General features: G+C 73.5%; 24 protein-coding genes and 1 pseudogene. 18 read left to right on the forward strand and 7 right to left on the reverse strand.

Going from position 1 to position 25,397, the window contains the following annotated elements; translation table 11 throughout:
- Nucleotides 1-289 precede the first annotated feature (289 nt).
- Complete coding sequence (locus tag ACH427_RS24985) at nt 290-1,507, reverse strand: alanine racemase (RefSeq protein ID WP_398872689.1); 1,218 nt, start codon at nt 1,505-1,507, stop codon at nt 290-292.
- Between the two features lie 316 nt (nt 1,508-1,823).
- Here ACH427_RS24985 and ACH427_RS24990 point away from each other — a divergent pair, with 316 nt between their 5' ends.
- From ACH427_RS24990 to ACH427_RS25005, 4 genes are all read left to right on the forward strand, one after another.
- Nucleotides 1,824-2,603: a hypothetical protein gene (locus ACH427_RS24990; protein ID WP_398872691.1), complete on the forward strand. Its 780-nt coding sequence runs from the start codon at nt 1,824-1,826 to the stop codon at nt 2,601-2,603.
- Nucleotides 2,604-2,673: 70 nt separating this feature from the next.
- On the forward strand, nt 2,674-3,798 hold the full coding sequence (mycP, locus tag ACH427_RS24995; protein WP_398872743.1) for a type VII secretion-associated serine protease mycosin: 1,125 nt from the start codon (nt 2,674-2,676) through the stop codon (nt 3,796-3,798).
- A gap of 324 nt (nt 3,799-4,122) precedes the next feature.
- Nucleotides 4,123-4,857: an SseB family protein gene (locus ACH427_RS25000; RefSeq protein WP_398872693.1), complete on the forward strand. Its 735-nt coding sequence runs from the start codon at nt 4,123-4,125 to the stop codon at nt 4,855-4,857.
- Nucleotides 4,858-4,936: 79 nt separating this feature from the next.
- Nucleotides 4,937-5,806, forward strand: a complete 870-nt coding sequence (locus ACH427_RS25005; RefSeq protein ID WP_398872695.1) for an MIP family channel protein — start codon at nt 4,937-4,939, stop codon at nt 5,804-5,806.
- Between the two features lie 34 nt (nt 5,807-5,840).
- Here ACH427_RS25005 and ACH427_RS25010 read toward each other — a convergent pair whose 3' ends face one another.
- On the reverse strand, nt 5,841-6,221 hold the full coding sequence (locus tag ACH427_RS25010) for a DUF1844 domain-containing protein (protein ID WP_398872697.1): 381 nt from the start codon (nt 6,219-6,221) through the stop codon (nt 5,841-5,843).
- Between the two features lie 368 nt (nt 6,222-6,589).
- Here ACH427_RS25010 and infC point away from each other — a divergent pair, with 368 nt between their 5' ends.
- The 11 genes from infC (at nt 6,590) to ACH427_RS25065 (ending at nt 18,998) form a co-directional block, all read left to right on the forward strand.
- Nucleotides 6,590-7,294 carry a translation initiation factor IF-3 gene (gene infC, locus ACH427_RS25015; RefSeq protein WP_398872699.1) on the forward strand — a complete coding sequence of 235 codons (705 nt, stop codon included), beginning with the start codon at nt 6,590-6,592 and terminating at the stop codon, nt 7,292-7,294.
- Between the two features lie 133 nt (nt 7,295-7,427).
- Nucleotides 7,428-7,622 carry a 50S ribosomal protein L35 gene (gene rpmI, locus ACH427_RS25020; RefSeq protein ID WP_071964711.1) on the forward strand — a complete coding sequence of 65 codons (195 nt, stop codon included), beginning with the start codon at nt 7,428-7,430 and terminating at the stop codon, nt 7,620-7,622.
- Between the two features lie 101 nt (nt 7,623-7,723).
- A complete protein-coding gene (gene rplT / locus ACH427_RS25025) occupies nt 7,724-8,110 on the forward strand; it encodes a 50S ribosomal protein L20 (protein WP_071964710.1) in 387 nt (128 codons plus the stop codon).
- Nucleotides 8,111-8,239: 129 nt separating this feature from the next.
- Entirely contained in the window at nt 8,240-9,073 is an 834-nt protein-coding gene (locus tag ACH427_RS25030; protein ID WP_398872701.1) for a TrmH family RNA methyltransferase, read from the forward strand.
- A gap of 39 nt (nt 9,074-9,112) precedes the next feature.
- Nucleotides 9,113-10,276, forward strand: a complete 1,164-nt coding sequence (locus ACH427_RS25035; protein WP_398872703.1) for an ATP-binding protein — start codon at nt 9,113-9,115, stop codon at nt 10,274-10,276.
- Between the two features lie 153 nt (nt 10,277-10,429).
- Complete coding sequence (pheS, locus tag ACH427_RS25040) at nt 10,430-11,554, forward strand: phenylalanine--tRNA ligase subunit alpha (protein WP_398872705.1); 1,125 nt, start codon at nt 10,430-10,432, stop codon at nt 11,552-11,554.
- Nucleotides 11,554-14,064: a phenylalanine--tRNA ligase subunit beta gene (gene pheT, locus ACH427_RS25045; RefSeq protein ID WP_398872707.1), complete on the forward strand. Its 2,511-nt coding sequence runs from the start codon at nt 11,554-11,556 to the stop codon at nt 14,062-14,064. Before pheS ends, pheT begins: the two co-directional genes overlap by 1 nt.
- A 190-nt stretch (nt 14,065-14,254) precedes the next feature.
- A complete protein-coding gene (locus tag ACH427_RS25050) occupies nt 14,255-15,490 on the forward strand; it encodes a PP2C family protein-serine/threonine phosphatase (protein ID WP_398872709.1) in 1,236 nt (411 codons plus the stop codon).
- Complete coding sequence (locus ACH427_RS25055) at nt 15,487-17,004, forward strand: MFS transporter (protein ID WP_398872711.1); 1,518 nt, start codon at nt 15,487-15,489, stop codon at nt 17,002-17,004. Before ACH427_RS25050 ends, ACH427_RS25055 begins: the two co-directional genes overlap by 4 nt.
- Before the next feature lie 79 nt (nt 17,005-17,083).
- Entirely contained in the window at nt 17,084-18,421 is a 1,338-nt protein-coding gene (locus ACH427_RS25060) for a transcriptional regulator (RefSeq protein ID WP_398872713.1), read from the forward strand.
- A 46-nt stretch (nt 18,422-18,467) separates the two neighbouring features.
- The gene (locus ACH427_RS25065) at nt 18,468-18,998 is read left to right on the forward strand and encodes an NUDIX hydrolase (RefSeq protein ID WP_398872715.1); all 531 of its coding nucleotides are present in this window, start codon (nt 18,468-18,470) and stop codon (nt 18,996-18,998) included.
- A gap of 99 nt (nt 18,999-19,097) precedes the next feature.
- Here the strand turns inward: ACH427_RS25065 and ACH427_RS25070 are convergent, their stop codons facing one another.
- Both ACH427_RS25070 and ACH427_RS25075 read right to left on the reverse strand, forming a co-directional pair.
- On the reverse strand, nt 19,098-19,355 hold the full coding sequence (locus tag ACH427_RS25070) for a hypothetical protein (RefSeq protein ID WP_398872717.1): 258 nt from the start codon (nt 19,353-19,355) through the stop codon (nt 19,098-19,100).
- A gap of 176 nt (nt 19,356-19,531) precedes the next feature.
- A complete protein-coding gene (locus ACH427_RS25075) occupies nt 19,532-20,392 on the reverse strand; it encodes a 3-hydroxybutyryl-CoA dehydrogenase (protein ID WP_398872719.1) in 861 nt (286 codons plus the stop codon).
- 184 nt (nt 20,393-20,576) lie between these two features.
- On the opposite strand from ACH427_RS25075, the gene ACH427_RS25080 reads away from it, so the two are divergent.
- Entirely contained in the window at nt 20,577-21,821 is a 1,245-nt protein-coding gene (locus ACH427_RS25080) for a glycoside hydrolase family 10 protein (protein WP_398872721.1), read from the forward strand.
- A gap of 12 nt (nt 21,822-21,833) precedes the next feature.
- On the opposite strand, the gene ACH427_RS25085 is transcribed toward ACH427_RS25080, so the two are convergent.
- Complete coding sequence (locus tag ACH427_RS25085; RefSeq protein ID WP_398872723.1) at nt 21,834-22,034, reverse strand: DUF1918 domain-containing protein; 201 nt, start codon at nt 22,032-22,034, stop codon at nt 21,834-21,836.
- Nucleotides 22,035-22,339: 305 nt separating this feature from the next.
- Nucleotides 22,340-23,278, reverse strand: a complete 939-nt coding sequence (locus tag ACH427_RS25090) for a DMT family transporter (protein ID WP_398872725.1) — start codon at nt 23,276-23,278, stop codon at nt 22,340-22,342.
- On the opposite strand from ACH427_RS25090, the gene ACH427_RS25095 reads away from it, so the two are divergent.
- Complete coding sequence (locus ACH427_RS25095; RefSeq protein WP_398872727.1) at nt 23,277-24,722, forward strand: PLP-dependent aminotransferase family protein; 1,446 nt, start codon at nt 23,277-23,279, stop codon at nt 24,720-24,722. The two genes, ACH427_RS25090 and ACH427_RS25095, sit on opposite strands and share 2 nt — an antisense overlap.
- A gap of 74 nt (nt 24,723-24,796) precedes the next feature.
- Entirely contained in the window at nt 24,797-25,180 is a 384-nt protein-coding gene (locus ACH427_RS25100; RefSeq protein WP_398872729.1) for an RNA-binding S4 domain-containing protein, read from the forward strand.
- 115 nt (nt 25,181-25,295) lie between these two features.
- Here ACH427_RS25100 and ACH427_RS25105 read toward each other — a convergent pair.
- Nucleotides 25,296-25,397: pseudogene (locus tag ACH427_RS25105) on the reverse strand (lytic transglycosylase); the annotation flags it as partial.

Genomic DNA, 25,397 nt, shown 5'->3' on the forward strand with positions numbered 1-25,397 from the left:
CGTTGTCCTTGGCCAGGTCGCCCGCACTTGCGGCGGGTGTGTCCTCGAGCGCAGGACAGGCTGGATGTGTGGTGGTGGCCGTCCATCCGCGGCGCATCCGGGTCCGTCCGGCGTCGGTACCCGGACCGCAGGTGGCAGTGAGGGATCAGGGGCGCCCGGCGACTCCGGTGGCCTCGGCACCGGCAAGCCCTCGTGCGGTGCGATCGCCGGGCCGAACCGGACCGGCGGTGTCCGCCACGGGGGAGCGGCCCGGCTGTTCCTCGAGCCGTAAGGCACGCACGAGCGAGGGTCACAGGAAGGTGTGGCCCTCGCCCCGGTACGTCGGCACCGTGCCGACCACCCGGTCACCCTCGATCAGCCGCAGCGCGTCGAAGCGTTCGCACAGCTCGCCCGCCTTCGCGTGCCGGAACCACACCTTGTCGCCCACCAGCAGATCGTCGGCCGGGTGCCCGAGCAGCGGGGTCTGCACCTCGCCCGCGCCCTCGCGCGCGTCGTGGCGCAGGCCGGCCGGCAGCCAGGGCACGGGCAGCCGGTCCCGGCCCGCCGCGCCCGACGCCGGATAGCCGCCGCCCGCCACGGTCACCACACCCACCCCGGGGCGCCGCACCACCGGCAGCGCGAACAGCGCCGCCGGGCGGCCCCTGAACGAGCTGTAGTGGTCGAACAGGCCAGGCACGAACAGCCCCGACCCCGCGGCCACCTCCGTCACCGCGTCCTCGGCCGTCGTGGACTCCACACTCCCCGTGCCGCCGCCGTTGACGAACTCCAGCTCCGCCACCGCCCGTACGGCCCGCACCGCCTCCGCCCGGCGCGCCGCGAGCTCCTCGCGGGCCACCGACTGCATCAGCCGTACGGCGCGGGACCGCAGCGGCCGGCCCGCCACCGCGTCGCCCACGCCCGCCACATGCGCCTCGTACGCCATCAGACCCACCAGCCGGAAGCCGGGCCGTCTCTCGATCGCCCGGGCCACCTCCGCCAGCCGCACCGGATCGCGCAACGGCGAACGCAGCGCGCCGATCCGCACCCGGCCGCCCAGCAGCCGCAGCGACGTGTCCATCTCCAGACAGACCCGGACCTCCTCGGAACGCCTGCCTCCGGCACGCGCCGCGTCGATCAGCGCGAGCTGTGCGGGATCGTCCACCACCACCGTCACCGCGGCCGCCAGCTTCGGGTCCGACGTCAGCTCGGCGAAGCCCGCCCGGTCCGCCGACGGATACGCCAGCAGGACGTCCGGGAACCCCGACCGCGCCAGCCACAGCGACTCCGCGAGCGAATAGCTCATCACCCCCGAGAAGCCGTCCCGCGCCAGCACCCGCTCCAACAGGGCCCGGCAGCGCACCGACTTGCTCGCCACCCGCACCGGCTTGCCGCCCGCCCGCCGGAGCAGATCCCGCGCGTTGGCGTCGAACGCCTGGAGGTCGACCACCGCCAACGGCGCGTCGAGAGCGGCGGTGGCCCGGTCGTAGCGGGCCCTATCGGCGGGGGAACCGGCGACACGAGGCGACATGCGCGCAGCTTGCCAGAGGGAGTCCGGCCCTGAACAGGGGCCGGACGACGGCGATGGCCGAGCCCGCCGCCCGCCCCGTAGAGTGACGGGGCGTCCGGACAGGAACCGGCGAGCGGGCTCGCGAGGGGGAGAGCGCAGGTTGACTACGGAAGCGGAGCCACCTCCGACAGGGGTGCGCCCGAATCCCACCCTGAACGAGCTCCCGGTACGCGCCAGGCCCGGCGGGGGACCCGCACCGTCCGTGCCCCGGCCGCGGCTGCCGTATCCCCTCCATCCCCCCTGCCCTGCCACGCCGCCGTCCGTCCCCGCGGCCGCCGTGCGCCCCAGGGCCTCCGCCATCAGGACCGCCGCGGCGGCCACCTGCCTGATCCTCGGCATCGGCCTCATCGCCGGTGCCGCGGCCGGGAGTTGGCTCACCGGAGCATCGGGCCGGCAGTCCGCCGCGGAGCGCGCCTTCGAGCGAGGCCGCGCCCTCTGGCACACCCTCCCCGTGGACAGCCTCTTCCCCCGCAGGATCCACGCGGACTCCGCGGGCCCCGGGGGAGCGGGCCGTGACTGGACCCGCGTCGGCGTCGCCCCCGAGAGCGACTGCGCGGGCGCCTTCGACGCCCTCCTGACGAAGGCGCTCGCCCCCGTGGGCTGCGAGCGGCTGCTCCGCGCCACGTACACCGACGCGACCGCCACCCGCGTGACCACCGTCGGCCTCCTGGTCACCGCCACCGACGGCACCGGCATGCGCGCCCTGCGCAAGCGCTTCTCCGACGAACGGCTCGACAGGCGCGCCGACCTGATGCCCCGCCCGTACGCCCCCGGGGGCACCGTCGCCGAACACTTCGGTGACGCGCAGCGCGCCAGCTGGCACATCGGTGTCCTGACCGACTTGCCTGCCGTCGTCTACGCGGTGTCCGGCTTCGCGGACGCCCGCACGGGCACACCCCCGCAGCCGGCCGCGGAGGCGGTCGCCCCCGGAGCCACCACGGCCCCGGCCCAGGCGGGGCTCGGGCACGACGCGATGGCCCTGGCGGACCGTCTGGAACGCGGGCTCCACCAGGCGGTACGGGGCGGTACGGGCGCGGCCGAGGGCGGCCGGAAGTGAGGGCGTTCGTCATGGGTGAGAGGGCCCGGTGGTGAGGGCGTTCACCCGCGCCGCGGGCAGCCGTCTCACCGTGGCCTTCACCGTCGCCGTCGCCTGCGCCGTACTGCCCGCCGGCCCGGCGCGCGCAGACGCGATACGCGCGCAGGAGTGGGCCCTCGACGCCCTGCACACCGAGGACGCGTGGCGGACCACCAAGGGCGCCGGGGTGACCGTCGCCGTCCTGGACACCGGCGTCGACGACGGGCACCCCGACCTCCGGGGGCAGGTGCTGCCGGGCAAGGACCTCGTCGGCTTCGGCGCGGCCCCCGGCGACCGGCCCTGGGCGCGGCACGGCACCGCGATGGCCGGGATCATCGCCGGGCGCGGGCACGGTGACGGTGGCTCCGACGGCGTGCTCGGCATCGCGCCCGAGGCGAAGATCCTGCCGGTCCGGGTGATCCTGGAGGACGGCGACCCGGCCCGGCCCAAGGCGCGCGGCGCCCGCGGCAGCGCCCTCGCGGACGGCATCCGCTGGGCCGCCGACCACGGTGCCGACGTGATCAACCTGTCCCTGGGCGACGACAGCGCCACCGCGCACCCCGAACCGCGCGAGGACGCCGCCGTGCAGTACGCGCTGAGCAAGGGCGCCGTCGTGGTCGCCTCGGCCGGCAACGGCGGCGAGGAGGGCGACCATGTCTCCTATCCCGCCGCCTACCCCGGGGTGATCGCGGTCACGGCGGTCGACCGGTACGGCGGCCGCGCCGCCTTCTCCACCCGGCGCTGGTACGCGGCCGTCTGCGCGCCCGGCGTCGACGTGGTGATCGCCGACCCCGACCGGCGCTACTACGAGGGCTGGGGCACGAGCGCGGCCTCCGCCTTCGTCTCCGGGGCGGTGGCCCTCGTACGCGCCGCACATCCCGGCCTGACCCCGGCCCAGGTCCGCGAGCTGATCGTGGACACGGCCCGCGGCGGCCCGCCGGGCGGGCGCGACGACGCGCGAGGTGCGGGGCTGGTGGATCCGGCCGCGGCGATCGCCCGGGGTGCGCGGGTGGCGTCCCCGCGGACCCAGGCGGACCCGCCGCGCTTCTTCGGCCCGGCGGTTGCGGAGCGGCGCTCCGGTGGCGGGTCGTTCCTGGACCCGGTGCCGTTGGGGGCGGCGGGGGTGGGGGTGCTCTTGCTGGTGGTGGCGGGGGTTGTATGGCGGCGCCGGGTCTAGCCTGCGGGTCGGCCGGCGCCCGCGGCGGGCTTTTCCCCACCCCCCCTTCCCGGCTGCACCTGAGGTGAGGCTCCGCCGCGTGAGGAGGCAAGCTCCCAGACCCTCAGCCACACGCTTCGCGCGTTGTCCCCAAACGCCGGACGGACTGAATTGCGCACCCACATCAGCCACATCAGCCCGTCCGGCGTTTGAGAGCAATGCGGCGAAGCCGTGTTGCGGGGTCTGGGGCGCAGCCCCCCACGCGGCGCAGCCGCACATCAGACGCAGCCGGGAAGAGGCGGGGCTGGGGAAAAGGCGCCGAGGCCCCCCGATAGGCTCGGCGCCGTGTCCCTCAAGAACATTCCCGACCCCGGATTCGCCGACGACAACGGCTCCGCCGACCCCGCCCTGACCGCCGCCCTCGCGGCGTGGGCGGACGACCCGGCCGCCGAGCCGGACGTACTGGCGGCCCTCACAGGAGCCCGTCTGCTCGTGCCCGTCGTCGCCGTGCTCGGCGAGGTGGAGACCGGCCCGGACGGGCTGAAGCGCGAGAAGACCAGCGACATGGCCGTGCCGACGCTCCAGGCCCCGGGCGGCCGCAAGGCGCTGCCCGCCTTCACGTCGCTGGAGTCGCTGGCCCGGTGGCGCGCGGACGCCCGCCCCGTGGCCGTACCCCTGCACCAGGCGCTGCAGGCGGCCGCGCACGAGAAGGCGGACACGGTCGTCATCGACCTCGCCGGCCCGGTGCCGTACCAGCTGACCGGCCCCGCCCTGCTCGCCCTGGCGGAGGGGCGGCAGAGCGCGGACCCGCTGGCCGACCCGTCGGTCACGGACGCCCTTCGGGCGGTTCTGGCGGCGCAGCCGGGCGTGCTGCGTGCCCACGTCGCCCCGGCGGCGGACGCGGACGGGACGCTGGCGCTGGCCCTGGTGCCCGGCTCGGTGCCCGCCGAGGTCGTCCAGCGGGTCGCGCGGGCGCTGGCCGCCGACGAGGTGCTGCGCGCGCGGCTCGTACGCGGCCTGGACCTGGCCCTGCTCCCGCCGGGCGCGGAGGTCCCCGGGGAGCCTCTCTACACACGCTGAGTCCCACCGGCCCCAACAGGCGGCTCGTCCTGGATCGTCCGACAATGCGAAGACAGTCCACGATCCTCTGGAGGACGCCATGGACGCCGTCAAGCTGGGATCGGTGACTCTCGATCCCGTGCAGACGAGAACCGTCGCGGCCGAATTCCTCGGCACCGCGCTGCTGGTTTTCTTCGCTGTCGGGTCAGCGGTTCTCGCTGCCGACTACATCGGCGTGCTCGGTATCGCGCTGGCCTTCGGATTCACCCTGCTGGCCCTGGCGTACGCGCTGGGCCCGATCTCGGGCTGCCACGTGAATCCGGCGGTGACGCTCGGGCTGCTGGTGGAGGGCCGCATCACGCTGCGCACGGCCATCGAGTACTGGATCGCCCAGCTGCTCGGCGGCATCGTGGGCGCGGCGGTGCTGTTCCTGCTGGCCAAGCAGGTGCCGGGGCTCAAGACCCACGGTGCCTTCGGCAGCAACGGCTTCGGGGACCGCTCGGCCGTGCACCTCGGCACCGGCGGCGCGTTCCTCGCGGAGGTCGTCCTGACCTTCCTGCTGGTCTTCGTCTATCTGGCGGTGACGCACAAGATCGCCGTGGTCGGCTTCGACGGGCTCCCCATCGGCCTGGCCCTCGCGGTGACCCACCTGATCGGCATCCCGCTGACGGGTACCTCCGTGAACCCGGCCCGGAGCCTCGGCCCGGCGCTCTTCGCGGGCGGTGGCGCGCTCTCCCAGCTGTGGCTGTTCATCGTCGCCCCGCTGGTCGGCGGCGCGCTGGCGGCCCTCGCGCACCAGGTCACCCACCCGCGTCAGGGGCCCGCGAACCTCGCGGACGAGCTGACGAAGGCGCCGTACCCGGACCCCGGCTCCCGCTCCGGCGCGGTGCCCCCGCCGGACGGCACCGGCCTCGGTACGCCGCCGCGCCCCGACGCGGGACCGGGCGCGGGGCCCGGCGCCGGCGTCTGACGGGCGCGGAGGACGCGGGGGTTACGGCCGGAGCTCAGCCGAAGACGGGGCCGGTGAACTTCTCGCCCGGCCCCTTGCCCGGCTCGTCCGGCACGAGGGACGCCTCGCGGAAGGCCAGCTGGAGCGACTTCAGGCCGTCGCGCAGCGGACCGGCGTGGAAGTTGCTGATCTCGGTGGAGCCCGCGGTGACCAGGCCGGCGAGCGCGGTGATCAGCTTGCGGGCCTCGTCCAGGTCCTTGTGCCGGTCGCCCTCCTCGGCGAGGCCGAGATTGACCGCCGCCGCGCTCATCAGGTGCACCGCGACCGTGGTGATCACCTCGACCGCGGGCACGTCCGCGATGTCACGGGTCATGCTGTCGAAGTCCGGCGCCTCGTCGGCGGGGGCGGGCGTGGACTCGGGGGTGGCGTCGCTCATCGTTGCTCTTCCGCTTGTCTGGGGGTCTCCCGGCGCGCGCGGGCGCCGGGACGCCGACCAGCCTAGGCCGTGCCCCGCGGACCGGGCCGCCGGGCCCTCCGGGGCCGTGCCCGGCGCACACGGGTGGGAGCCTGCCCGGGGCGCTGGTATGCTGGACAACGACCGGCTGGTCACTAGCGTGCCCGGCCCACAAGTGGAGGCTCCGACTCTCCCACCTGACCGACTCACGGGTCGGCAGGTCTCCGGTCAGGCGGCGCCCATCGTTCCGTACGGACGATGGAGCTGCCCGATAGATGCGCCCCACGGCTCTCCGTGGCGGTGTTCCGGTTTCATGGAGCCCCGCCTGTGTCCCGTCCGGGGCGTTTTTCATGTGTCCGGCGCGGTTGGTCTTACGAAAAAGACGTTACGTGGCTGTCCGCCAGGCGGCCACGTGGTGCTACCGAGGAGGATCCATCAGCGCCGAGCCCCGCATCAACGACCGGATTCGAGTCCCCGAGGTGCGACTTGTCGGTCCCAGTGGCGAGCAGGTCGGCATTGTGCCGCTTGCCAAGGCCCTGGAGCTTGCGCAGGAGTACGACCTCGACCTCGTCGAGGTGGCGGCGAACGCCCGTCCGCCGGTCTGCAAGCTCATGGACTACGGGAAGTTCAAGTACGAGTCGGCCATGAAGGCCCGTGAGGCGCGCAAGAACCAGGCGCACACGGTCATCAAGGAGATGAAGCTCCGGCCGAAGATCGACCCGCACGACTATGACACCAAGAAGGGTCACGTCGTCCGGTTCCTCAAGCAGGGCGACAAGGTCAAGATCACGATCATGTTCCGTGGTCGCGAGCAGTCCCGGCCGGAGCTCGGCTACCGACTGCTGCAGCGTCTCGCGGAAGACGTCCAGGAGCTGGGGTTCGTCGAGTCGAACCCGAAGCAGGACGGCCGCAACATGATCATGGTCCTCGGTCCGCACAAGAAGAAGACCGAGGCGATGGCCGAAGCCCGCGAGGCGCAGGCCGCTCGCAAGGCGGAGCGCCAGGGTGCTCCCGCCGAGCAGGAGCAGTCCGCCGAGGAGCCCGCAGAGGCGTGATCCGTGGGACCGCGAGGTCCCGAGGAGCACCCCCGGGGCCCTGGGCCCCGGACAGCAACCGAACACAGCTGACGCTCCCGTGCGCCCGGTTCACGGGCACGGGGGAGCGCCACCGACGAGGAGATACGGCGCGATGCCGAAGAACAAGACGCACTCCGGTGCCAGCAAGCGCTTCAAGATCACTGGCTCCGGCAAGGTCATGCGCGAGCGCGCCGGCAAGCGCCACCTGCTCGAGCACAAGTCGTCCAAGCTGACGCGTCGCCTCACCGGCAACGCCGAGATGGCCCCGGGCGACGCCAAGAAGATCAAGAAGCTTCTCGGCAAGTGACGCTCCGCGCCCCGTCCACACGGGGTGCGCGTCGGACCGGGACCCATTCGAATTCGGGCCGCGTGAGAACGCACCGCGGCCCCGCTACAAGGAGTTAACAAGTGGCACGCGTCAAGCGCGCAGTCAACGCGCACAAGAAGCGTCGGGCGATCCTCGAGGCGGCCAGCGGTTACCGCGGCCAGCGGTCGCGCCTGTACCGCAAGGCCAAGGAGCAGGTCACCCACTCCCTGGTCTACAACTACAACGACCGCAAGAAGCGCAAGGGCGACTTCCGTCAGCTGTGGATCCAGCGCATCAACGCCGCTGCCCGCCAGAACGGCATGACGTACAACCGCCTCATCCAGGGTCTGAAGGCCGCCAACATCGAGGTGGACCGCAAGATCCTGGCCGAGCTCGCGGTCAACGACATGAACGCGTTCGCCGCGCTCGTCGAGGTGGCCCAGAAGGCGCTGCCGGCCGACGTCAACGCGCCCAAGGCTGCCGCCTGATTCTCGGCGCCGTAAGGCAAACGACCGGACCCGCAGGCTTCTGGCCTGCGGGTCCGATCGCGTCCGGGACGAGAAAACCCTCCGCGGCCGCGCCGCCCGGCGCGCCCGCCCAGTAACGAAAGTGAGCCCATGGCGGCCCCCGAGCTGACTTCCCTGCGATCGCCCCGTGTCGTCGCGGCCCGTCGGCTGACCAAGCGCAGCTTCCGCGGCAAGGAACGCCGCTTCCTCGCGGAGGGCCCGCAGTCCGTCCGCGAGGCCGTCGAGCACCTCGTCGAGGTGTACGTCACGCCGGACGCCGCCGAGCGGCACGCGGACATCGTGGCCACCGCCCACGCCGCCGGTGTGCCCGTGCTGATCGCGACGGACGAGGTCATCGCCGCCATGTCCGACACCGTGACCCCGCAGGGCATCGTCGGCCTGTGCCGCTTCCTCGACTCGCCCTTCGAGGAGATCCTCGCCGCCCGGCCCAAGCTCGTCGCCGTCCTCGCGCACGTACGCGACCCCGGCAACGCCGGCACGGTCCTGCGCTGCGCGGACGCCGCGGGCGCGGACGCCGTCGTGCTCACCGACGCCTCCGTGGACCTCTACAACCCCAAGTCCGTACGGGCCTCCGTCGGTTCCCTCTTCCACCTGCCGGTCGCCGTGGGCGTCCCCGTGGAGCAGGCGGTGCGCGGCCTGCGGGACGCCGGGGTGCGCATCCTGGCCGCCGACGGCGCGGGCGAGCGGGACCTGGACGCGGAGCTGGACAAGGGCACCATGGGCGGGCCGACCGCCTGGGTCTTCGGCAACGAAGCCTGGGGGCTGCCGGAGGAGACGCGGGCGCTGGCCGACGAGGTCGTGCGGGTCCCGATCCACGGAAAGGCCGAGAGCCTGAACCTCGCGACGGCCGCCGCCGTGTGCCTCTACGCCTCCGCCCGTGCGCAGCGTGCACCCGGAGGGTGCCGCTCCGTGACCTTCAGCTAGTAGGGTTGCCCCCCGGGGGTTCGGGAGGGGGTGCGGGTGATGAACGTCAGGACTTCCGGAAGCGTGGCCGACGCGTGTCCGGCCGTGGTTCACGGATCCCGAGGTGCCGGAGGTGCCCGGGACGCGCCCGCGGGCGGCCTGGACGGCCTCGGGCTGGATCCGGACGACCTGCCGGACGGCCTGGTCGTCGCCGACGAGAACGGCAAGGTGACCTGCTTCAACGCCGCGGCCGCCCGCATCACGGCGGTCTCGCCCCGGGAGGCGATGGGCCGGCCGCTGGAGAGCGCCCTGCCCCTGGAGGACCTGGAGGGCCGCCGCTGGTGGTCCCTGACCGATCCCTACGGCGGCCTCGCCACCCGGATCGGCCAGCCCGAGCGCAATCTGCTGCTGCCCGGCGGCCGCGAGGTGCTGGTCTCCGCCCGCTATGTGCGGGAGAGCGCCGGCGGGCCCGTACGCCGCCTGGTCGTCCAGCTGCGCGGCACCGACGCCCGCCGCCGCACCGAGCGCAGCCACGCGGAGCTGATCGCCACCGTCGCCCACGAGCTGCGCTCGCCGCTGACCTCGGTCAAGGGCTTCACGGCGACCCTGCTCGCCAAGTGGGAGCGCTTCACCGACGACCAGAAGCGGCTGATGCTGGAGACCGTCGACGCCGACGCCGACCGCGTCACCCGGCTGATCGCCGAGCTGCTCGACATCTCCCGGATCGACTCCGGGCGTCTCGAACTGCGCCGCCAGCCCGTCGACGTCGTCGCCGCCGTCCGGCGGCACATCCAGGCGCACACGGCGGCGGGACAGCCCGAGGACCGCTTCCGCGTCGAGGTCGTGGAGCCGCTGCCCGAACTCTGGGCGGATCCGGACAAGATCGACCAGGTGCTGGGCAACCTCCTGGAAAACGCGGTGCGGCACGGCGAGGGACGCGTCACGATAGCGGTGTCACCGGCGCTGACCAAGGCCCGGGCGGAGGGTACGGCGATCACCGTGAGCGATGAGGGGCCGGGCATCCCGGAGGAGTCGATGGGCCGCGTCTTCACCCGCTTCTGGCGGGGCAGCAAGCGCGGCGGCACGGGCCTCGGTCTGTATATCGTCAAGGGCATCGTCGAGGCGCACGGCGGCACGATCACCGTCGACCGGGCCCCCCGCGGCGGCGCCCGGTTCCGGTTCACATTGCCCGTGGGCGCGCCCGCCTTCCTCTCCCAGAGCTGAGAGCGGAGGGCCGAGCACCGGCCCGCGGGCCCACCCCACCACACGCGCCCTTTAGACTCGACCTTTGGCACCTTTGGCACGACCTTGGCACCAACACAGTCGGGCAAAGCCGCGCAGCGAAGCGAAGCCAGCCGATCGGAAGCACGGGAAGAGATGTCCGCACCCAATAAGTCGTACGACCCTGTCGAGGTCGAGGCACTGAAACCGGAAGAGGTCGAGCGCATGCGCAGCGAGGCGCTCGCCGCCTTCGCCGCCGCCGGTGACCTCGAGGCCCTGCACGAGGCGAAGATCGCCCACACCGGGCCCACCTCGCCGCTGTCCCTCGCCAACCGTGAGATCGGCGCCCTGCCCCCGCAGGCCAAGGCCGAGGCCGGCAAGCGCGTCGGCATGGCCCGCGGCGCTGTGAACAAGGCCCTCGCCGCCCGCCAGGCCGAGCTGGAGGCCGAGCGTGACGCCCGGGTGCTGGTCGAGGAGGCGGTGGATGTCACCGTGCCGTACGACCGCGCGCACACCGGCGCCCGCCACCCGCTGACCACGCTCTCCGAGCGCATCGAGGACGTCTTCGTCGCGATGGGCTACGAGGTCGCGGAGGGCCCCGAGGTCGAGGCGGAGTGGTTCAACTTCGACGCCCTGAACTTCGAGCCCGACCACCCGGCCCGCGCCATGCAGGACACCTTCTTCGTCCAGGGCCAGGGCACCGAGGGCGACGAGTCCGGCGTCGTGCTGCGCACCCACACCTCCCCGGTGCAGGTCCGCTCGATGCTCGACCGCGAGCCGCCCATCTATGTGGTCTGCCCGGGCCGCGTCTACCGCACCGACGAGCTGGACGCCACCCACACCCCGGTCTTCACCCAGGTCGAGCTCCTCGCCATCGACGAGGGCCTGACCATGGCCGACCTCAAGGGCACCATCGAGCACATGGTGCGCTCGCTGTTCGGCGAGGGCCTCACGACGCGGCTGCGCCCCAACTACTTCCCCTTCACCGAGCCCTCCGCCGAGCTGGACATGCAGTGCTATGTCTGCCGCGGTGAGTCGGTCGGCAACCCCGAGGCGCCCTGCCGCACCTGCTCCAGCGAGGGCTGGATCGAGCTGGGCGGCTGCGGCATGGTCAACCCCCGGGTGCTGGTCGCCGCGGGCATCGACCCGGAGAAGTACAGCGGATTCGCCTTCGGGTTCGGCATCGAACGGATGCTGATGTTCCGCCACAACGTCGAAGACATGCGAGACATGGTCGAGGGTGACGTGCGCTTCACCCGGCCGTTCGGGATGGAGATCTGATGCGGGTCCCGCTTTCTTGGCTGCGGGAGTACGTCGACCTGCCGGCCGGCACCACCGGCCGCGACGTGCAGGCCAAGCTCGTCGCCGCCGGCCTCGAGGTCGAGCGCGTCGAGCAGCTCGGCACGGGCCTGACCGGCCCCCTCGTCGTCGGCCAGGTCCTCACGATCGAGGAGCTGGAGGGCTTCAAGAAGCCCATCCGCTTCTGCACCGTCGACGTCGGCTCCGCCAACGGCACCGGTGAGCCGCAGGAGATCGTCTGCGGCGCCCGTAACTTCTCGGTCGGCGACAAGGTCGTCGTCGTGCTGCCCGGCGCCGTGCTGCCCGGCGACTTCGCGATCGCCGCGCGCAAGACGTACGGCAGGACGTCGCACGGCATGATCTGCTCCGGCGATGAGCTGGGCATGGGCGACGACGGCACGCACGGCATCATCGTGCTGCCGCAGGAATACGAGCCCGGCACCGACGCCATCGAGCTGCTGGAGCTCGTGGACGAGGTCCTCGACATCGCCGTCACCCCCGACCGGGGCTACTGCCTGTCGATGCGCGGCGTCGCCCGCGAGGCCGCCACCGCCTTCGGCCTGCCGCTGCGCGACCCGGCCCTGCTGGACGTGCCCGCGCCCAACAGCTACGGCTACCCCGTCCAGGTCGCCGACCCGGCCGGCTGCGACCGCTTCACCGCGCGCACCGTCACCGGCCTCGACCCCGAGGCGCGCTCGCCGATCTGGCTCCAGCGCAGGCTCCAGAAGGCCGGCATGCGCACGGTCTCGCTCGCCGTCGACGTCACCAACTACGTGATGCTCGAGCTCGGCCAGCCGCTGCACGCCTACGACCGGTCCCGCGTCGACGGGCCGATCGGTGTGCGCCGTGCCGAGGCGGGCGAGAAGCTCACCACCCTCGACGGCGTCAAGCGGGCCCTGCACCCCGAGGACCTCGTCATCACCGACAACCGCGGCCCCATCGGCCTCGCGGGTGTCATGGGCGGTGCCGACACCGAGATCGCCGATCACGCGGCCGGCCAGGGCTCCACCGAGATCGTCGTCGAGGCCGCGCACTTCGACCCGGTCTCCATCGCCCGCACGGCCCGCCGTCACAAGCTGTCCTCCGAGGCGTCCAAGCGCTTCGAGCGCGGCGTCGACCCGCAGGCCGCCTCCGCGGCCGCGCAGCGCACCGTCGACCTGATGGTGCTGCTCGCGGGCGGCACGGCCGAGGCCGGGGTCACCGAGATCGTCGCCCCCAGCGGGCCGCGCACGATCGCGATGAGCGCCGCCCACCCGGACCGCGTCGCCGGTGTCGAGTACGGCCGGGAGACCGTCGTCCGCCGCCTCCAGGAGGTCGGCTGCGACGTCTACGGGCAGGACGAGCTGATCGTCACCGTGCCCAGCTGGCGCCCCGACCTCACCGACCCCAACGACCTGGCCGAAGAGGTCATCCGGCTGGAGGGCTACGAGAACCTGCCCGCCACCCTGCCGCAGCCGCCCGCCGGCCGCGGGCTGACCGAGCGGCAGCGCCTGCACCGCCGCGTGGGCCGCGCCCTCGCGGGCGCGGGCTACGTCGAGGCCCCGAGCTACCCCTTCCTCGGGGACGCCGCCCTCGACCAGCTCGGCCTGGAGGCCGACGACCCGCGCCGCCTCGTGGTGCGCCTGGTCAACCCGCTCTCCGACACCGAGCCGGCGCTGCGCACGACCCTGCTGCCGGGGCTCTTCGCCGCCCTGCGCCGCAACGACGGCCGCGGTGAGCACGACCTCGCGCTGTTCGAGACCGGGCTGGTCTTCCGGCCGACCGGTGCCGAGCGCCCCGCGGTCCGGCTGCCCGTCGACCGCCGCCCCACCGACGAGGAGATCGCCGGCCTGGACGCCGCGCTGCCCCGGCAGCCGCGCCGCGCCGCCGTCGTCCTCGCCGGCGCGCGCGAGCGGGCCGGCTGGTGGGGCAAGGGCCGCCCGGCGACCTGGGCGGACGCCATCGAGGCGGGCCGCGAGGTCGCCCGCGCCGCGGGTGTCGAGCTGATTGTCCGTCAGGACCAGAACGCGCCGTACCACCCGGGCCGCTGCGCCGCGCTGCTCGTCCTGGTCGACGGCGAGGAGGTGCTCGTCGGCAACGCCGGTGAGCTCCACCCGCGCGTCACCAAGGCGTTCGGCCTGCCGGAGCGTACCTGCGCCATGGAGATCGAGCTCGACCTCCTGGAGCGGGCCGGTGCCGGTGCCGTCGAGGCCCCGCACGTGTCCGCCTTCCCGGTGGCCACCCAGGACGTCGCGCTGGTCGTCGACGCCTCCGTCCCGGCCGCCGACGTCGAGGCCGCGCTGCGGGCCGGCGCGGGCGAGCTGCTGGAGTCGCTGCGGCTGTTCGACATCTTCACCGGCGAGCAGCTCGGCGAGGGCAAGAAGTCGCTGGCGTACGCGCTGCGCTTCCGCGCCGCCGACCGCACCCTGACGGCCGACGAGGCAACTGCCGCGCGCGACGCGGCCGTTGCCGCCGCCGTCGAGCGCACGGGCGCGGTGCTGCGCGGCGCGTGACGCCCGCGCGGCGCAACTGCCGCTGAAACACAGGGGCGCATCCGGAAATCCGGGTGCGCCCCTCTGCGTGTCATCGTTCCTGAGTGTCCGAATATCACTCAATAGGGTGGAAATGAAGGCCCTGGTCGTTACTTGGCGGTGAGCTCTCGCGAGAATCGAGCGCGTCATGGCTGCTAGGGGGGCTGACGGCATGATCCGGACAAGGGCGGTGCACTGGCGGAGGAGGGCCGTGCTCGCCCTGCCCGGAGTGTGGGTCCTCGGCGTTCTCATGTGGGGGCTCCTCGCGCCCCACGGCACCCAGGTCGTCCAACTGCTCGCCGCCGCGCCCGTCATCGCCTGCGCGGGCAGCGGCCGGCGCCAGTGCGTGATCCTCGCCGGCCTCTGCGCGCTCTTCGCGCTCACCCCCTTCGGCCCCGCCACCCGGCTCGATCCCGCTCTCAGGGCGGGCACCTGCTGTGCCGTCGTGGCCGTCGCCGCCGCCTCCTACGCCGTCACCCGCCGCAGGCGCGGTCTCGTGCGGGATCTGGAGCGCGCCCGCGAGATCGCCGACACCGCCCAGCGGCTGCTGCTGCGCCCCCTGCCGCCCCGGCTCGACGGGATGACGCTCGCGGGCGGCCATCTCTCGGTCAGCGAGGGCACCCTCGTGGGCGGCGATCTCTACGAGGCGCTGGCCACCCAGCACGGCGTCCGCGTCGTCATAGGCGATGTGCGCGGGCATGGCTTCACGGCGATCGCCACCGTCGCCGCCGTGCTCGGCAGCTTCCGCGAGGCGGCGCACGACGAACCGGAACTGGCCGACGTGCTGCGCCGGCTGGAGCGGGCCCTGCACCGCCACTTGGGGGAGCGGGCGGCGGCCGAAGAGAGGGGGGACAGGGGGGAGAGAGGAGCCAAGGACCCCAAGGACCGGCCGCACGGCGAGGAGTTCGTCACCATCCTCCTGCTGGAGGTGAGCGCCGACGGCGTCGTCATGGCCCTCAACTGCGGCCACCCCTGGCCGTACCGCCTCTCCGGCTCCCCCGGCCGCAGGGCCAGGGCCGCGCCCGTGGGGCGCGGTGACCCGCTGCCGCCGCTCGGGCTCTTCCCGCTGCCGCCCCGGCTGCCCGTGGCCCGGCTCACCCGGCTGCACTGCGGCGACGCCCTGGTGCTGCACACGGACGGCGCCGAGGACGCGCGGGACGCGGCGGGCGCCTTCTTCCCGCTCGCGCGGGTCCTCGGCGAGGCCGCCGCCGACACGGGGCCCATCGTCCCCGCCGCCGTGGTCGAGCGCGTCCAGACCGCACTGCTGCGGCACACGGGCGGCCATCTCTCCGACGACATCGCGCTGTTGGTGCTGCGCAACGACCGGCAGCGCGTCCCCTCCCCGTCCCCCGCCGCCCGGCTGGCCCGCTCCGGCAGCAGGCCGCGCAGGCAAGGAGCCGCTCCGTGACAGAGGTCCAGGGAACCCCCGGTGCCGTCCGCAGCCTGATTCCCGCCCGGATCGACCGGATGCCCTGGTCCGGCTTCCACACCAGGATGGTCGTGGCGCTCGGCGTCGCCTGGATCCTGGACGGGCTGGAGATCACCGTCGCGGGCGCGGTGGCGGCCGTCCTCACCCGCGAGGACACCCTCCGGCTCTCCTCGGGCGACGCCGGGCTGATCGCCACGGTCTATCTCGTCGGGCAGGTGGCCGGGGCGCTGGTCTTCGGGCGGCTCGCGGACCGGCTCGGCCGCCGCAAGCTCTTCCTGCTCACCTTCGGCGTCTATCTCTTCGGCAGCGGCCTGGCGGCACTGACCCTCGGCCACGGCACCGGGTGGTACGCCTTCCTCTGCTTCACCCGCTTCCTCGCCGGCACCGGCATCGGCGGCGAGTACTCCGCCATCAACTCCGCGATCCAGGAGATGGTGCCCGCCCGCTACCGCGGCCGCGTCGACCTCCTGGTCAACGGCACCTACTGGGCGGGCGCGATCCTCGGCACCGTGGCCGAGCTCTGGCTCCTGCACGTGCTCCCGGACCGGCTCGCCTGGCGGGCCGGCTTCCTCCTCGGCCCGCTCCTCGGCCTCGCCGTCTTCCTGATCCGCCGTCATCTGCCGGAGAGCCCGCGCTGGCTGGCCATGCACGGCAGGCCGGAGGAGGCCGAGGAGGCCATCGCCCGCATCGAGAGCGAGGTCGAGCGTGCCGGGCACGTCCTCGCCCCCGTGGACGGCAGCCGGGCGATCCTGCTGACGGAGGCGCCGCGCGCGGGCTATCCGACCCTGCTGCGGCTGCTGTTCAAGCGCTACCCCGGCCGCTCCGTGCTCGGCTCGACCTTGCTGATCACCCAGTCCTTCCTCTACAACTCCATCTTCTTCACCTACACCCTCGTCCTGACGAAGTTCTACGGCATCCACGAGAACCGCGCCCCGCTCTACCTCATCGCCTTCGCCGCCGGGAACCTCCTCGGTCCCGTCCTGCTCGGCCCGCTCTTCGACACCGTCGGCCGCCGCCGCATGATCAGCGGCACCTATCTGTTCTCCGGCTGCGCCTTGGCCGGCACCGCGGCGCTGTTCGAGGCCGACCTGCTGACCGCCGCGAGCCAGACCACCGCCTGGTGCGTGATCTTCTTCTTCGCCTCGGCCGGGGCGTCCGCCGGATATCTGACGGTCGGCGAGATCTTCCCGCTGGAGGTACGCGGCCAGGCCATCGCCGTCTTCTTCGCCCTCGCCCAGTGCGTGGGCGCCGCGGGGCCCTATCTCTACGGCAGGCTGATCGGCGACGGCAGCGACCGCACCCTGCTCTTCCTCGGCTATCTCCTGGGCGCGGCCGTCATGGTGGCCGGGGGCCTCACCGAGCACTTCCTCGGCATCGACGCCGAGGGCAGGTCCCTGGAGGAGATCGCCACTCCGCTCTCGGCCGCCGGGCCCGTCCCGGAGTGGCCGGATGCCACCGGTGACCCCAACTCCCGGGGGCAGGCTTCCGTTTGACGCACGGCGACGTCCGGTTCACACCCCGTGCGAAGCGATCTCCCTTACGCTGATCCCACCGAGCACTTCGGAGGGCAGGATGGAGCCCAACACACTCCTTGACGCCATCCTCGACGAGGCGGGAATCTCCCACGCCGGACTGGCCGCCCACATCAACGCGGCCGGCCGCGCCCGGGGACTGGCACTGCGGTACGAACACACCGCCGTCGCACGCTGGTTGCGCGGGCAGCGCCCGCGGGGCCAGGTGCCCGACCTCATCTGCGAGGTGCTCGGCGAGCGGCTGCACCGCGCGCTGACCCTGGACGACATCGGCCTGGGCACCCCCGGCAGCCCCCGGCTGCCCAACACCCCGCTCTCCGGCTTCGTGGAGCGCGCCACCGCCCTGTGGCGCTCCGACGAACAACAGCGGGAGCACGTCGTCAGCGCCCCCGCGGTGACCGGCACCCCGGCCGTCATCCCCGTCTGGGAGTGGGAGAACCCACCGGAGGACGCCGACGTCTCCCGGCGCGGCCTCACCCGCGTCTCCATGGACGACATCGAGATGCTCCGCGCCGCACGCACCCACTACGAGCAGATGTACCGCAAGGCGGGCGGCATCGCGACCCGCGCCCGCGTCGTCGGCTTCCTCAACTCCGAGACGGCGCCCCTGCTCCGCGGCAGCTACACCGACGAGACCGGCCGCCAGCTGCACCGCGCCACCGGCGGGCTCGTCGCCGTCGCCGGGATCTGCGCCTACGACTCCGACGCGCACGGTCTCGCCCAGCGCTATTTCCACCAGGCGCTGCGCCTGGCCAAGGCCAGCGGGGACCGCGGCCTGGGCGCGTACGTCATCGCCCTCCTCGTCAATCAGTCGCTCTTCATGCGGGAGTACCGGCAGGCGGTCGCGTTCGCCGAGTCGGCGCTGCGGGCCGCGGGCCCGGAGCTCACCCCCGCCCTCGCCGCCGACCTCTACGCCATGCAGGCCAAGTCGTACGCCCGGCTCGGCGACGGCGTCGGCGCGCTCGCCTGCATCCGCCGCGCCGAGAGCGCGGCCGAGCGCATCCGCCGTGGCCAGGAGCCCGCCGAGACCGGCTATGTGCAGCCCGGCCTGGTGAATGTGCAGGTGGCGGAGGCGTTGCTGAGCCTCGGCGATCTCGGACCCGCCCGTGAGCACGCGGACCGGGCCGTCGACACGCCCGCCCACGACCGGGGCCGTGTCCACCGGCTCGCCATGCTCACGCATATCGAGCTGCGTCAAGGAGACGCGGACAAGGCGGTGGCCACCGCACGGGAGATGACCGAGCAGGCGAGAGGCATGGAATCGCAGCGCTTACGGGATCGGCTCCGGGCGGTGCGCGAGCATCTGATCGAGAGTGGGTGTGCGGCCACGGCAGAGGCCGCGGAGATGATCGACGGGGCGTTGCGCGTGCCCTTGTGAGGAAAGCGCCCGGGGAGGTGGCCACCTCGGCGGAAGGTGGCAACACGTGCGTTGGAAGAATCTCAAGGAACGGACCGTCTACTCGAACCAATGGTTCCGGGTCAATCTCGCGGACGTCCAACTCCCCGACGGCCGCCACCTCGACCACTTCCTCATCCGGCTGCGGCCCGTCGCCGTGGCCACGGTGGTCAATGAGGCCAATGAGGTCCTGCTGCTGTGGCGGCACCGCTTCATCACCGACAACTGGGGCTGGGAACTGGCCGCGGGCGTCGTCGAGGACGGCGAGGACCTGGCCTGCGCGGCGGCCCGCGAGATGGAGGAGGAGACCGGCTGGCGGCCCGGCCCCCTGCGGCACCTGATGTCGGTGGAACCGTCCAACGGTCTCACCGACGCCCGCCATCACATCTACTGGTCCGACGAGGCCGAGTACATCGGTGAGCCGGAGGACGACTTCGAGTCGGACCGCCGTGAATGGGTGCCGCTCAAGCTGGTGCCCGACATGATCAGCCGGGGTGAGGTGCCGGCCGCCAACATGGCGGCCGCGCTGCTCCTGCTGCATCACATCCGGCTCGGCTGAGCCTCCCGTACGCGGACCGGGTTCACACAGGCCAGGTTCACGCGTACCGGATTCACACGGCCCGGACGCACGCGGGCCGGACTCACGCACACCCCGCGCTCATCGGCCCGTCGCCTGCCAGACGGCGACCGCCAGGGAGGCGACGCCGGTGAGCGCGGCCAGCGAGGGCAACGGCCACCTGCTGTGCTCCAGGGCCCGTACGCGCTCTGCCACCTCGCTGAGGTCGCGCTCCGCCTGATCGCTGCGCTGGGTGAGGAGGGCGAGGTGGCCGTCGACGCGGACGATGCCGACGTCGAGGCTACGACGGAGCTCCGCGAGCTCAGCCGCTCTGACGGCCTGCTCGGGATGGATGGTCACGGTCCGTACCCCTTCCGGAAAGTCTCTCCGTGTGTGTCCGACGAGCCGAGTCAACCGCGTCGGGCCGCTGAGCGGGAGCGTGTGCGGAAGGGATATGCGAGTCACCGCCGCACACCCCGTGTGAGCACGGGTGTGCGGCGGTGACGTTGCGTAGGTGGTGCAGGGTGCGGGGCCGCTCAGTAGGAGTAGAAGCCCGAACCCGTCTTGCGGCCCAGCCGGCCCGCGTCGACCATCCGCTGGAGCAGCGGGGGAGCGGCGTAGAGCGGCTCCTTGAACTCCTCGTACATGCTGTTCGCCACCGACGCGACCGTGTCCAGGCCGATCAGGTCGGAGAGTTTCAGCGGGCCCATGGGGTGGGCGCAGCCCAGCTCCATGCCGTTGTCGATGTCCTCGCGGCTGGCGATGCCCGACTCGAACATCCGGATAGCGGAGAGCAGATAGGGGATGAGCAGGGCGTTGACGACGAAGCCCGAGCGGTCCTGGGCGCGGATCGCGTGCTTGCCCAGGAGCTGCGCGACCAGGGCCTCGGCGCGCTTGATGGTCTCCTCGCCGGTGGTGAGCGCGGGGATCAGCTCGACGAGCTTCTGCACCGGGGCCGGGTTGAAGAAGTGGATGCCGATGACCTGGTCCGGGCGGGAGGTCGCCACGGCCAGCTTCACCAGCGGGATGGAGGAGGTGTTGGAGGCCAGGATCGCGTCCGGGCGGGTGACGACCTGGTCCAGGACCTGGAAGATCTCGGTCTTCACCTGCTCGTTCTCGACGACCGCCTCGATGACGAGGTCGCGGTCGGCGAACTCGCCCAGGTCGGTGGTGAAGCTCAGCCGGCCGAGCGTGGCGTCGCGCTCGGCCTCGGTGATCTTGCCGCGTTCGGCGGCCTTGCCGAGGGAGTTGATGAGCCGGGTGCGGCCCAGCTCCAGGGCCTCGCCGGTGGTCTCCGCGACCATGACGTCCAGGCCGGAACGGGCGCACACCTCGGCGATGCCCGCGCCCATCTGGCCGCAGCCCACTACTCCGACGCGTGCGATGTCGGTCGTCACATCGTGCCTTTCGCTGATCTCGGTCGTCCGGCGGTGGCCGTACCTCGCGCCGGGTCCCGGCGCCGAGGACCCCCGGTCCCCGCCTCGTTCCAGACGTTACTCCGCACCGCGCGGTGCCGAGGGGGCCGGGGCGGGCATGCTCTGTCCGTATGGTGTGACCGATCTGACAAGGAGTGGCCCGCATATGGGGCGTATGAGTCGAAGAGGGTTCACCGTGGCGGCCGCGGGCGTGATGTCCGCGATGCTGACCACGGGCGAGGCGGCCGCGCTCGATGACGCCGCTGCGAGCGGAAGCCGTCCGAAGCGCGAGTTCCGCGGCATGTGGATCGCCACCGTCGCCAATGTCGACTGGCCGTCCGCCCCGGGCCTCGACCCCGCCCGCCAGCGGGCCGAGCTGCGCGCCCTCCTCGACGCCGCGGTGCGCAGCCGGCTCAACGCGGTGCTCCTCCAGCTCCGGCCCACCGCCGACGCGTTCTGGCCCTCGCCGTACGAACCGTGGTCGGAGTATCTGACGGGCGCTCAAGGTGGCGACCCGGGCTGGGATCCGCTGGCCTTCGCGGTGCGCGAGGCCCATGAGCGGCGCCTGGAGCTGCACGGCTGGTTCAACCCCTACCGCATCGCCAACCACACCGACCCCGGCCGGCTGATCCCCACCCACCCCGCGCGGCTGCACCCCGACTGGGTGGTGCCGTACGGCGGGAAGCTCTACTACAACCCCGGCCTGCCCGAGGTGCGGCGCTTCGTGCAGGACGCGATGCTCGACCCCGTCGCCCGCTACGACCTGGACGGTGTGCACTTCGACGACTACTTCTACCCCTATCCCGTGGCGGGGGAGCGGTTCGACGACGACGCGGCGTACGAGCGCTACGGCGCGGGCCACGCCGACCGGGCCGCGTGGCGACGTGACAACATCGACAAGCTCGTGCGGGAGACGGGGCAGCGCGTCAAGCGGCGCAAGCGGCACGTGCGGTTCGGGATCAGCCCGTTCGCCGTGTGGCGCAACAGCACGACGGATCCCCGGGGTTCGCACACCCGGGCCGGGGTGCAGACCTACGACGACCTGTGCGCCGACACCCGCACGTGGGTGCGCGAGGAGTGGATCGACTACATCGTGCCGCAGGTCTACTGGCCCATCGGCTTCCCGGCCGCCGACTACGCGGAGCTCGTGCCCTGGTGGGCGCGGACCGTGCGGGGCACCGGCGTGCACCTCTACGTGGGCGAGGCGCTCTACCGCGCGGGCGACCCCGCACAGCCCGCGCCCTGGCAGGACCCGGCCGAGCTCTCCCGCCACCTCACGCTGTGCCGGACACACCGTGAGGTGCTGGGGAACGTCTACTTCTCGGCGAAGCCACTGCTCGCCGACCGGATCGGGGCGATGGACCGCGTGGTCCACGACCACTATCCGCGCCGCGTCCGCCCACCGCGGTGAGCGGCCGGCGCCTCACGCGTGGCCGGACGCCTTACGGTGGTCCACCACGCTGTCCGGCCCCGGTGACATGACCGTCTCGTGGCCGTTCTCCGCGCGGACGCGGTACGGGGGCGTGCCGTTCGGCCCCAGCACCTCGACGATCTCCACGACGTGGTCCTGCTTCCCGACCACCCGGCCGTGAACTACCAAACGGTCGCCCTTGCTCGCATGCATCGGCGGTGATCCTTCCGATCGAGGTTCCACTGGTGCGCTCGGGTGCCGTCAATTCTACGGCGAAAGGGGGTATTCGGCCCGCTCCGCGGGGCATTCGGGAACCGGGACCGGGCGCGCCGCCGCCTGTCCCGGGGCTTCCCCGGGACTCGGTCCGGAGGGATCCCCGGCGGGCGCGTCCGCGACAGCCGGAGGGGCCGGCCACGCGGCAGGCAGGCGATCACGTGCGGCACCAGCCGGTCCGCCCGGCCGCAGCGGTGGTGCGGACCGGGACGCCCAGGGATCCACGGCATGGCCCGGGCGGATGGCTACCGCCTCTGCGTCACCGCGATGCAGACGAGCACCGCCACCGCCGCGACCGGCGCGGCCGGGGACAGCCGTTCGCCGAGCAGCGACACGGACCACACCAACGTCAGCAGCGGCTGCGCGAGCTGGAGCTGGCTCGCCCTGGCCACGCCGATCGTGGCCATCCCGCGGTACCACACCAGCATGCCCAGGAACTGCGATCCCGCCGCCAGCCACAGCAGTCCGGCGACGGCGTGCCCGGTCAGGTGCGCGGGCTCGGCGTACAGGGCCGCCGCCGCGCCCGCCACGGCCACCGGCAGGCAGCCGACGAGCGCCCAGCCGATCACCTGCCACCCCGGCATCTCCCGCGCCAGCCTGCCGCCTTCCGCGTAGCCCGCCGCGCACACCAGCAGGGCGGCGAAGAGGCAGAGGTCGCCGGGCGTCGGAGTGCCGCCGCTCTGCTGCAGGGCGAAGCCGATGACCACGGCCGCCCCCGCCAGCGCCGCCACCCAGAAGGCCCGCGAGTGCCGGGTGCGGGTCCGCACCGCGGAGTACGCGGCCGTGGTCAGCGGCAGCAGGCCCACGACCACCGCGGCGTGCGAGGTCGTCGACGTCCGCAGGGCGAGCGTCGTCAGCAGCGGGAAGCCGACGACGGTGCCACCGGCCACCGCGAGCAGCCCCGGCCAGTGGCGGCGCGCGGGCCGCGGCACCCGCCCCGCCAGCAGGAAGCCCGCCGCGATCAGCCCGGCCAGCACCATCCGGCACGTGGTGACGGACCAGGGGCCGAGCCCCTCCAGCGCCCAGGCGGTCGCGGGGAAGGTCAGGGAGAAGGCGGCCACACCGGCGGCCGCGAGCAGCATGCCGCCGGTGGCGGGGCGGTCCCGGCCCGGTGCGGCTCCGGTGGTGACCGGACCGCTCACTGCTACCGTCTCGGCGTGAGTAGCGCTATCTTTCACTCTCATGCAAGAGCGTAACAGCGTCGCTGAACTGGCCGGAACCCTGCGCGGGGAGCTGAACCGCTACTCACCGGGTGAGAAGCTGCCGTCGAGCCGCGCCCTCGTCGAGCGCTTCCGGGTCAGCCCCGTCACCGTCTCGCGGGCCCTCGCCGCGCTGGCCGCGGAGGGCCTGGTCGTGACCCGGCCGGGCGCGGGTGCCTTCCGGGCCGCGCCGCACGCCGCCCCCGCCCGGCCCGGTGACACCTCCTGGCAGGAGGTCGCGCTCAGCGCCGAGCAGGCCGGGGACGCCGTGCCCCGCACCGTCGACGCCACCGGCGTGCTGGCCACGCTCGCCGAACCGCCGCCCGGCGTCATCGAGTTCAGCGGCGGCTATCTCCACCACACCCTCCAGCCGGAGCGGGCCCTCGCCGCCGCCCTCGCCCGGGCGGGCCGCCGCCCCGGCGCCTGGGGCCGCCCGCCGCTGGAGGGCGTCGCCGAGCTGCGCGCGTGGTTCGCCCGGGAGATCGGCGGCCCGGCCGGCACGGTCGCGCCCTCCGACGTGCTGATCACCGCCGGCGGCCAGAGCGCGCTCACCACCGCCCTGCGCGCCCTCGCCCCGCCCGGCGCCCCCGTGCTCGTCGAGTCCCCGACCTACCCCGGCATGCTCGCCGCCGCGCGCGCCTCCGGGTTGCGGCTGGTGCCCGTGCCGGCCGACGCCAGGGGCGTGCGCACCGACCTGCTCGCCGCGGCGTTCCGGGCCAGCGGCGCCCGCGTCTTCGCCTGCCAGCCGCTCTTCCAGAACCCCACCGGGGCCGTGCTGGCCGACGACCGGCGCCGCGAGGTCGTCCGGATCGCCCGCGAGGCCGGTGCCTTCGTCATCGAGGACGACTTCGCCCGCCGCCTCGCCCATGAGGACGCCCCGCCGCTGCCGCCCACGCTCGCCGCGGAGGACCCCGACGGCATCGTCGTCCACGTCTGCTCCCTGACCAAGGCCACCTCGCCGAGCCTGCGCGTCGGCGCCCTCGCCGCCCGGGGCCCGGTGCTGGAGCGGCTGCGGGCCATCCAGGTCGTCGACAGCTTCTTCGTGCCCCGCCCGCTCCAGGAGGCCGCGCTCGAACTCGTCGGCTCGCCCGCCTGGCCCCGCCACCGCCGCACGGTCGCGGCCGCGCTGCGCACCCGGCGCGAGGCGCTGCTCACCGCGCTGTGCCAGGAACTGCCCGCGCTGGAGGTGGAGTTCGTACCGACCGGCGGCTTCCACGTCTGGGCGCGGCTGCCGGACGGCGCGGACGAGGCGGTCCTGGCGGCCGCGGCGCTGCGTGCGGGGGTCGTCGTCGCCCCCGGGCGCCCCTACTACGCCGCCGAGTCCTCCGCGCCGCACCTGCGCCTCAGCTTCGCCGCGGTGGCCGGTACGGCCGAACTCGCCGAAGGCGTGCGGCGGTTGGGGGCCGCGTGCGGCGAGGTGCTGAGGTGACCGGGCGGGGATCCGGGCCGTCGAGTGCCACGACGCTGTGTCCGGCGGCCGGGGACACCGCCTAGAGTCGGGGCATGGCTTCAGATGAGGAGACCGGGCCGGTACGGGTCGACAGCTGGATCTGGTCCGTACGGCTCACCAAGACACGCTCGCAGGCCGCCACCGCCTGCCGCGCGGGCCACGTCCGTGTCAACGGCGAACGCGCCAAGCCCGCCCAGACGGTGCGCCCCGGCGACGAGGTGCGGCTGCGGCTGGCCGGCCGCGAGCGGATCGTCGTCGTCTCCCGGATCATCCGCAAGCGGGTCGGCGCCCCCGTCGCCGCGGAGTGCTACGTCGACAACAGCCCGCCCCCGCCGCCGCTCGTGGCGCTCGCCGCGGTGCCCGTACGCGACCGCGGCGCGGGCCGCCCGACGAAGCGGGACCGCCGGGAGTTGGAGCGGCTCCAGGGGGACCGGTAGGAGCCCGGCAGGGACCGGTGGGGGAGTACGCGAAAACCGCGAACAGCGCGCTCGCGCTGTTCGCGGTTGATGTCCTGCGTCGGTGTCCTGCCCGGGCGCCTTCGGCTGCTCCGGATCAGTATGCGGAGTTGACGTTGTCCATGGAGCCGTAGGTCTTGGCGGCGTAGTTGCAGGAGGCGACGATGTTGGCGACCGGGTCGTAGATGTCCCAGGACGT

Source organism: Streptomyces sp. NPDC020379 (assembly GCF_044387105.1).
In the GTDB taxonomy this organism is placed as follows: Bacteria; Actinomycetota; Actinomycetes; order Streptomycetales; family Streptomycetaceae; genus Streptomyces.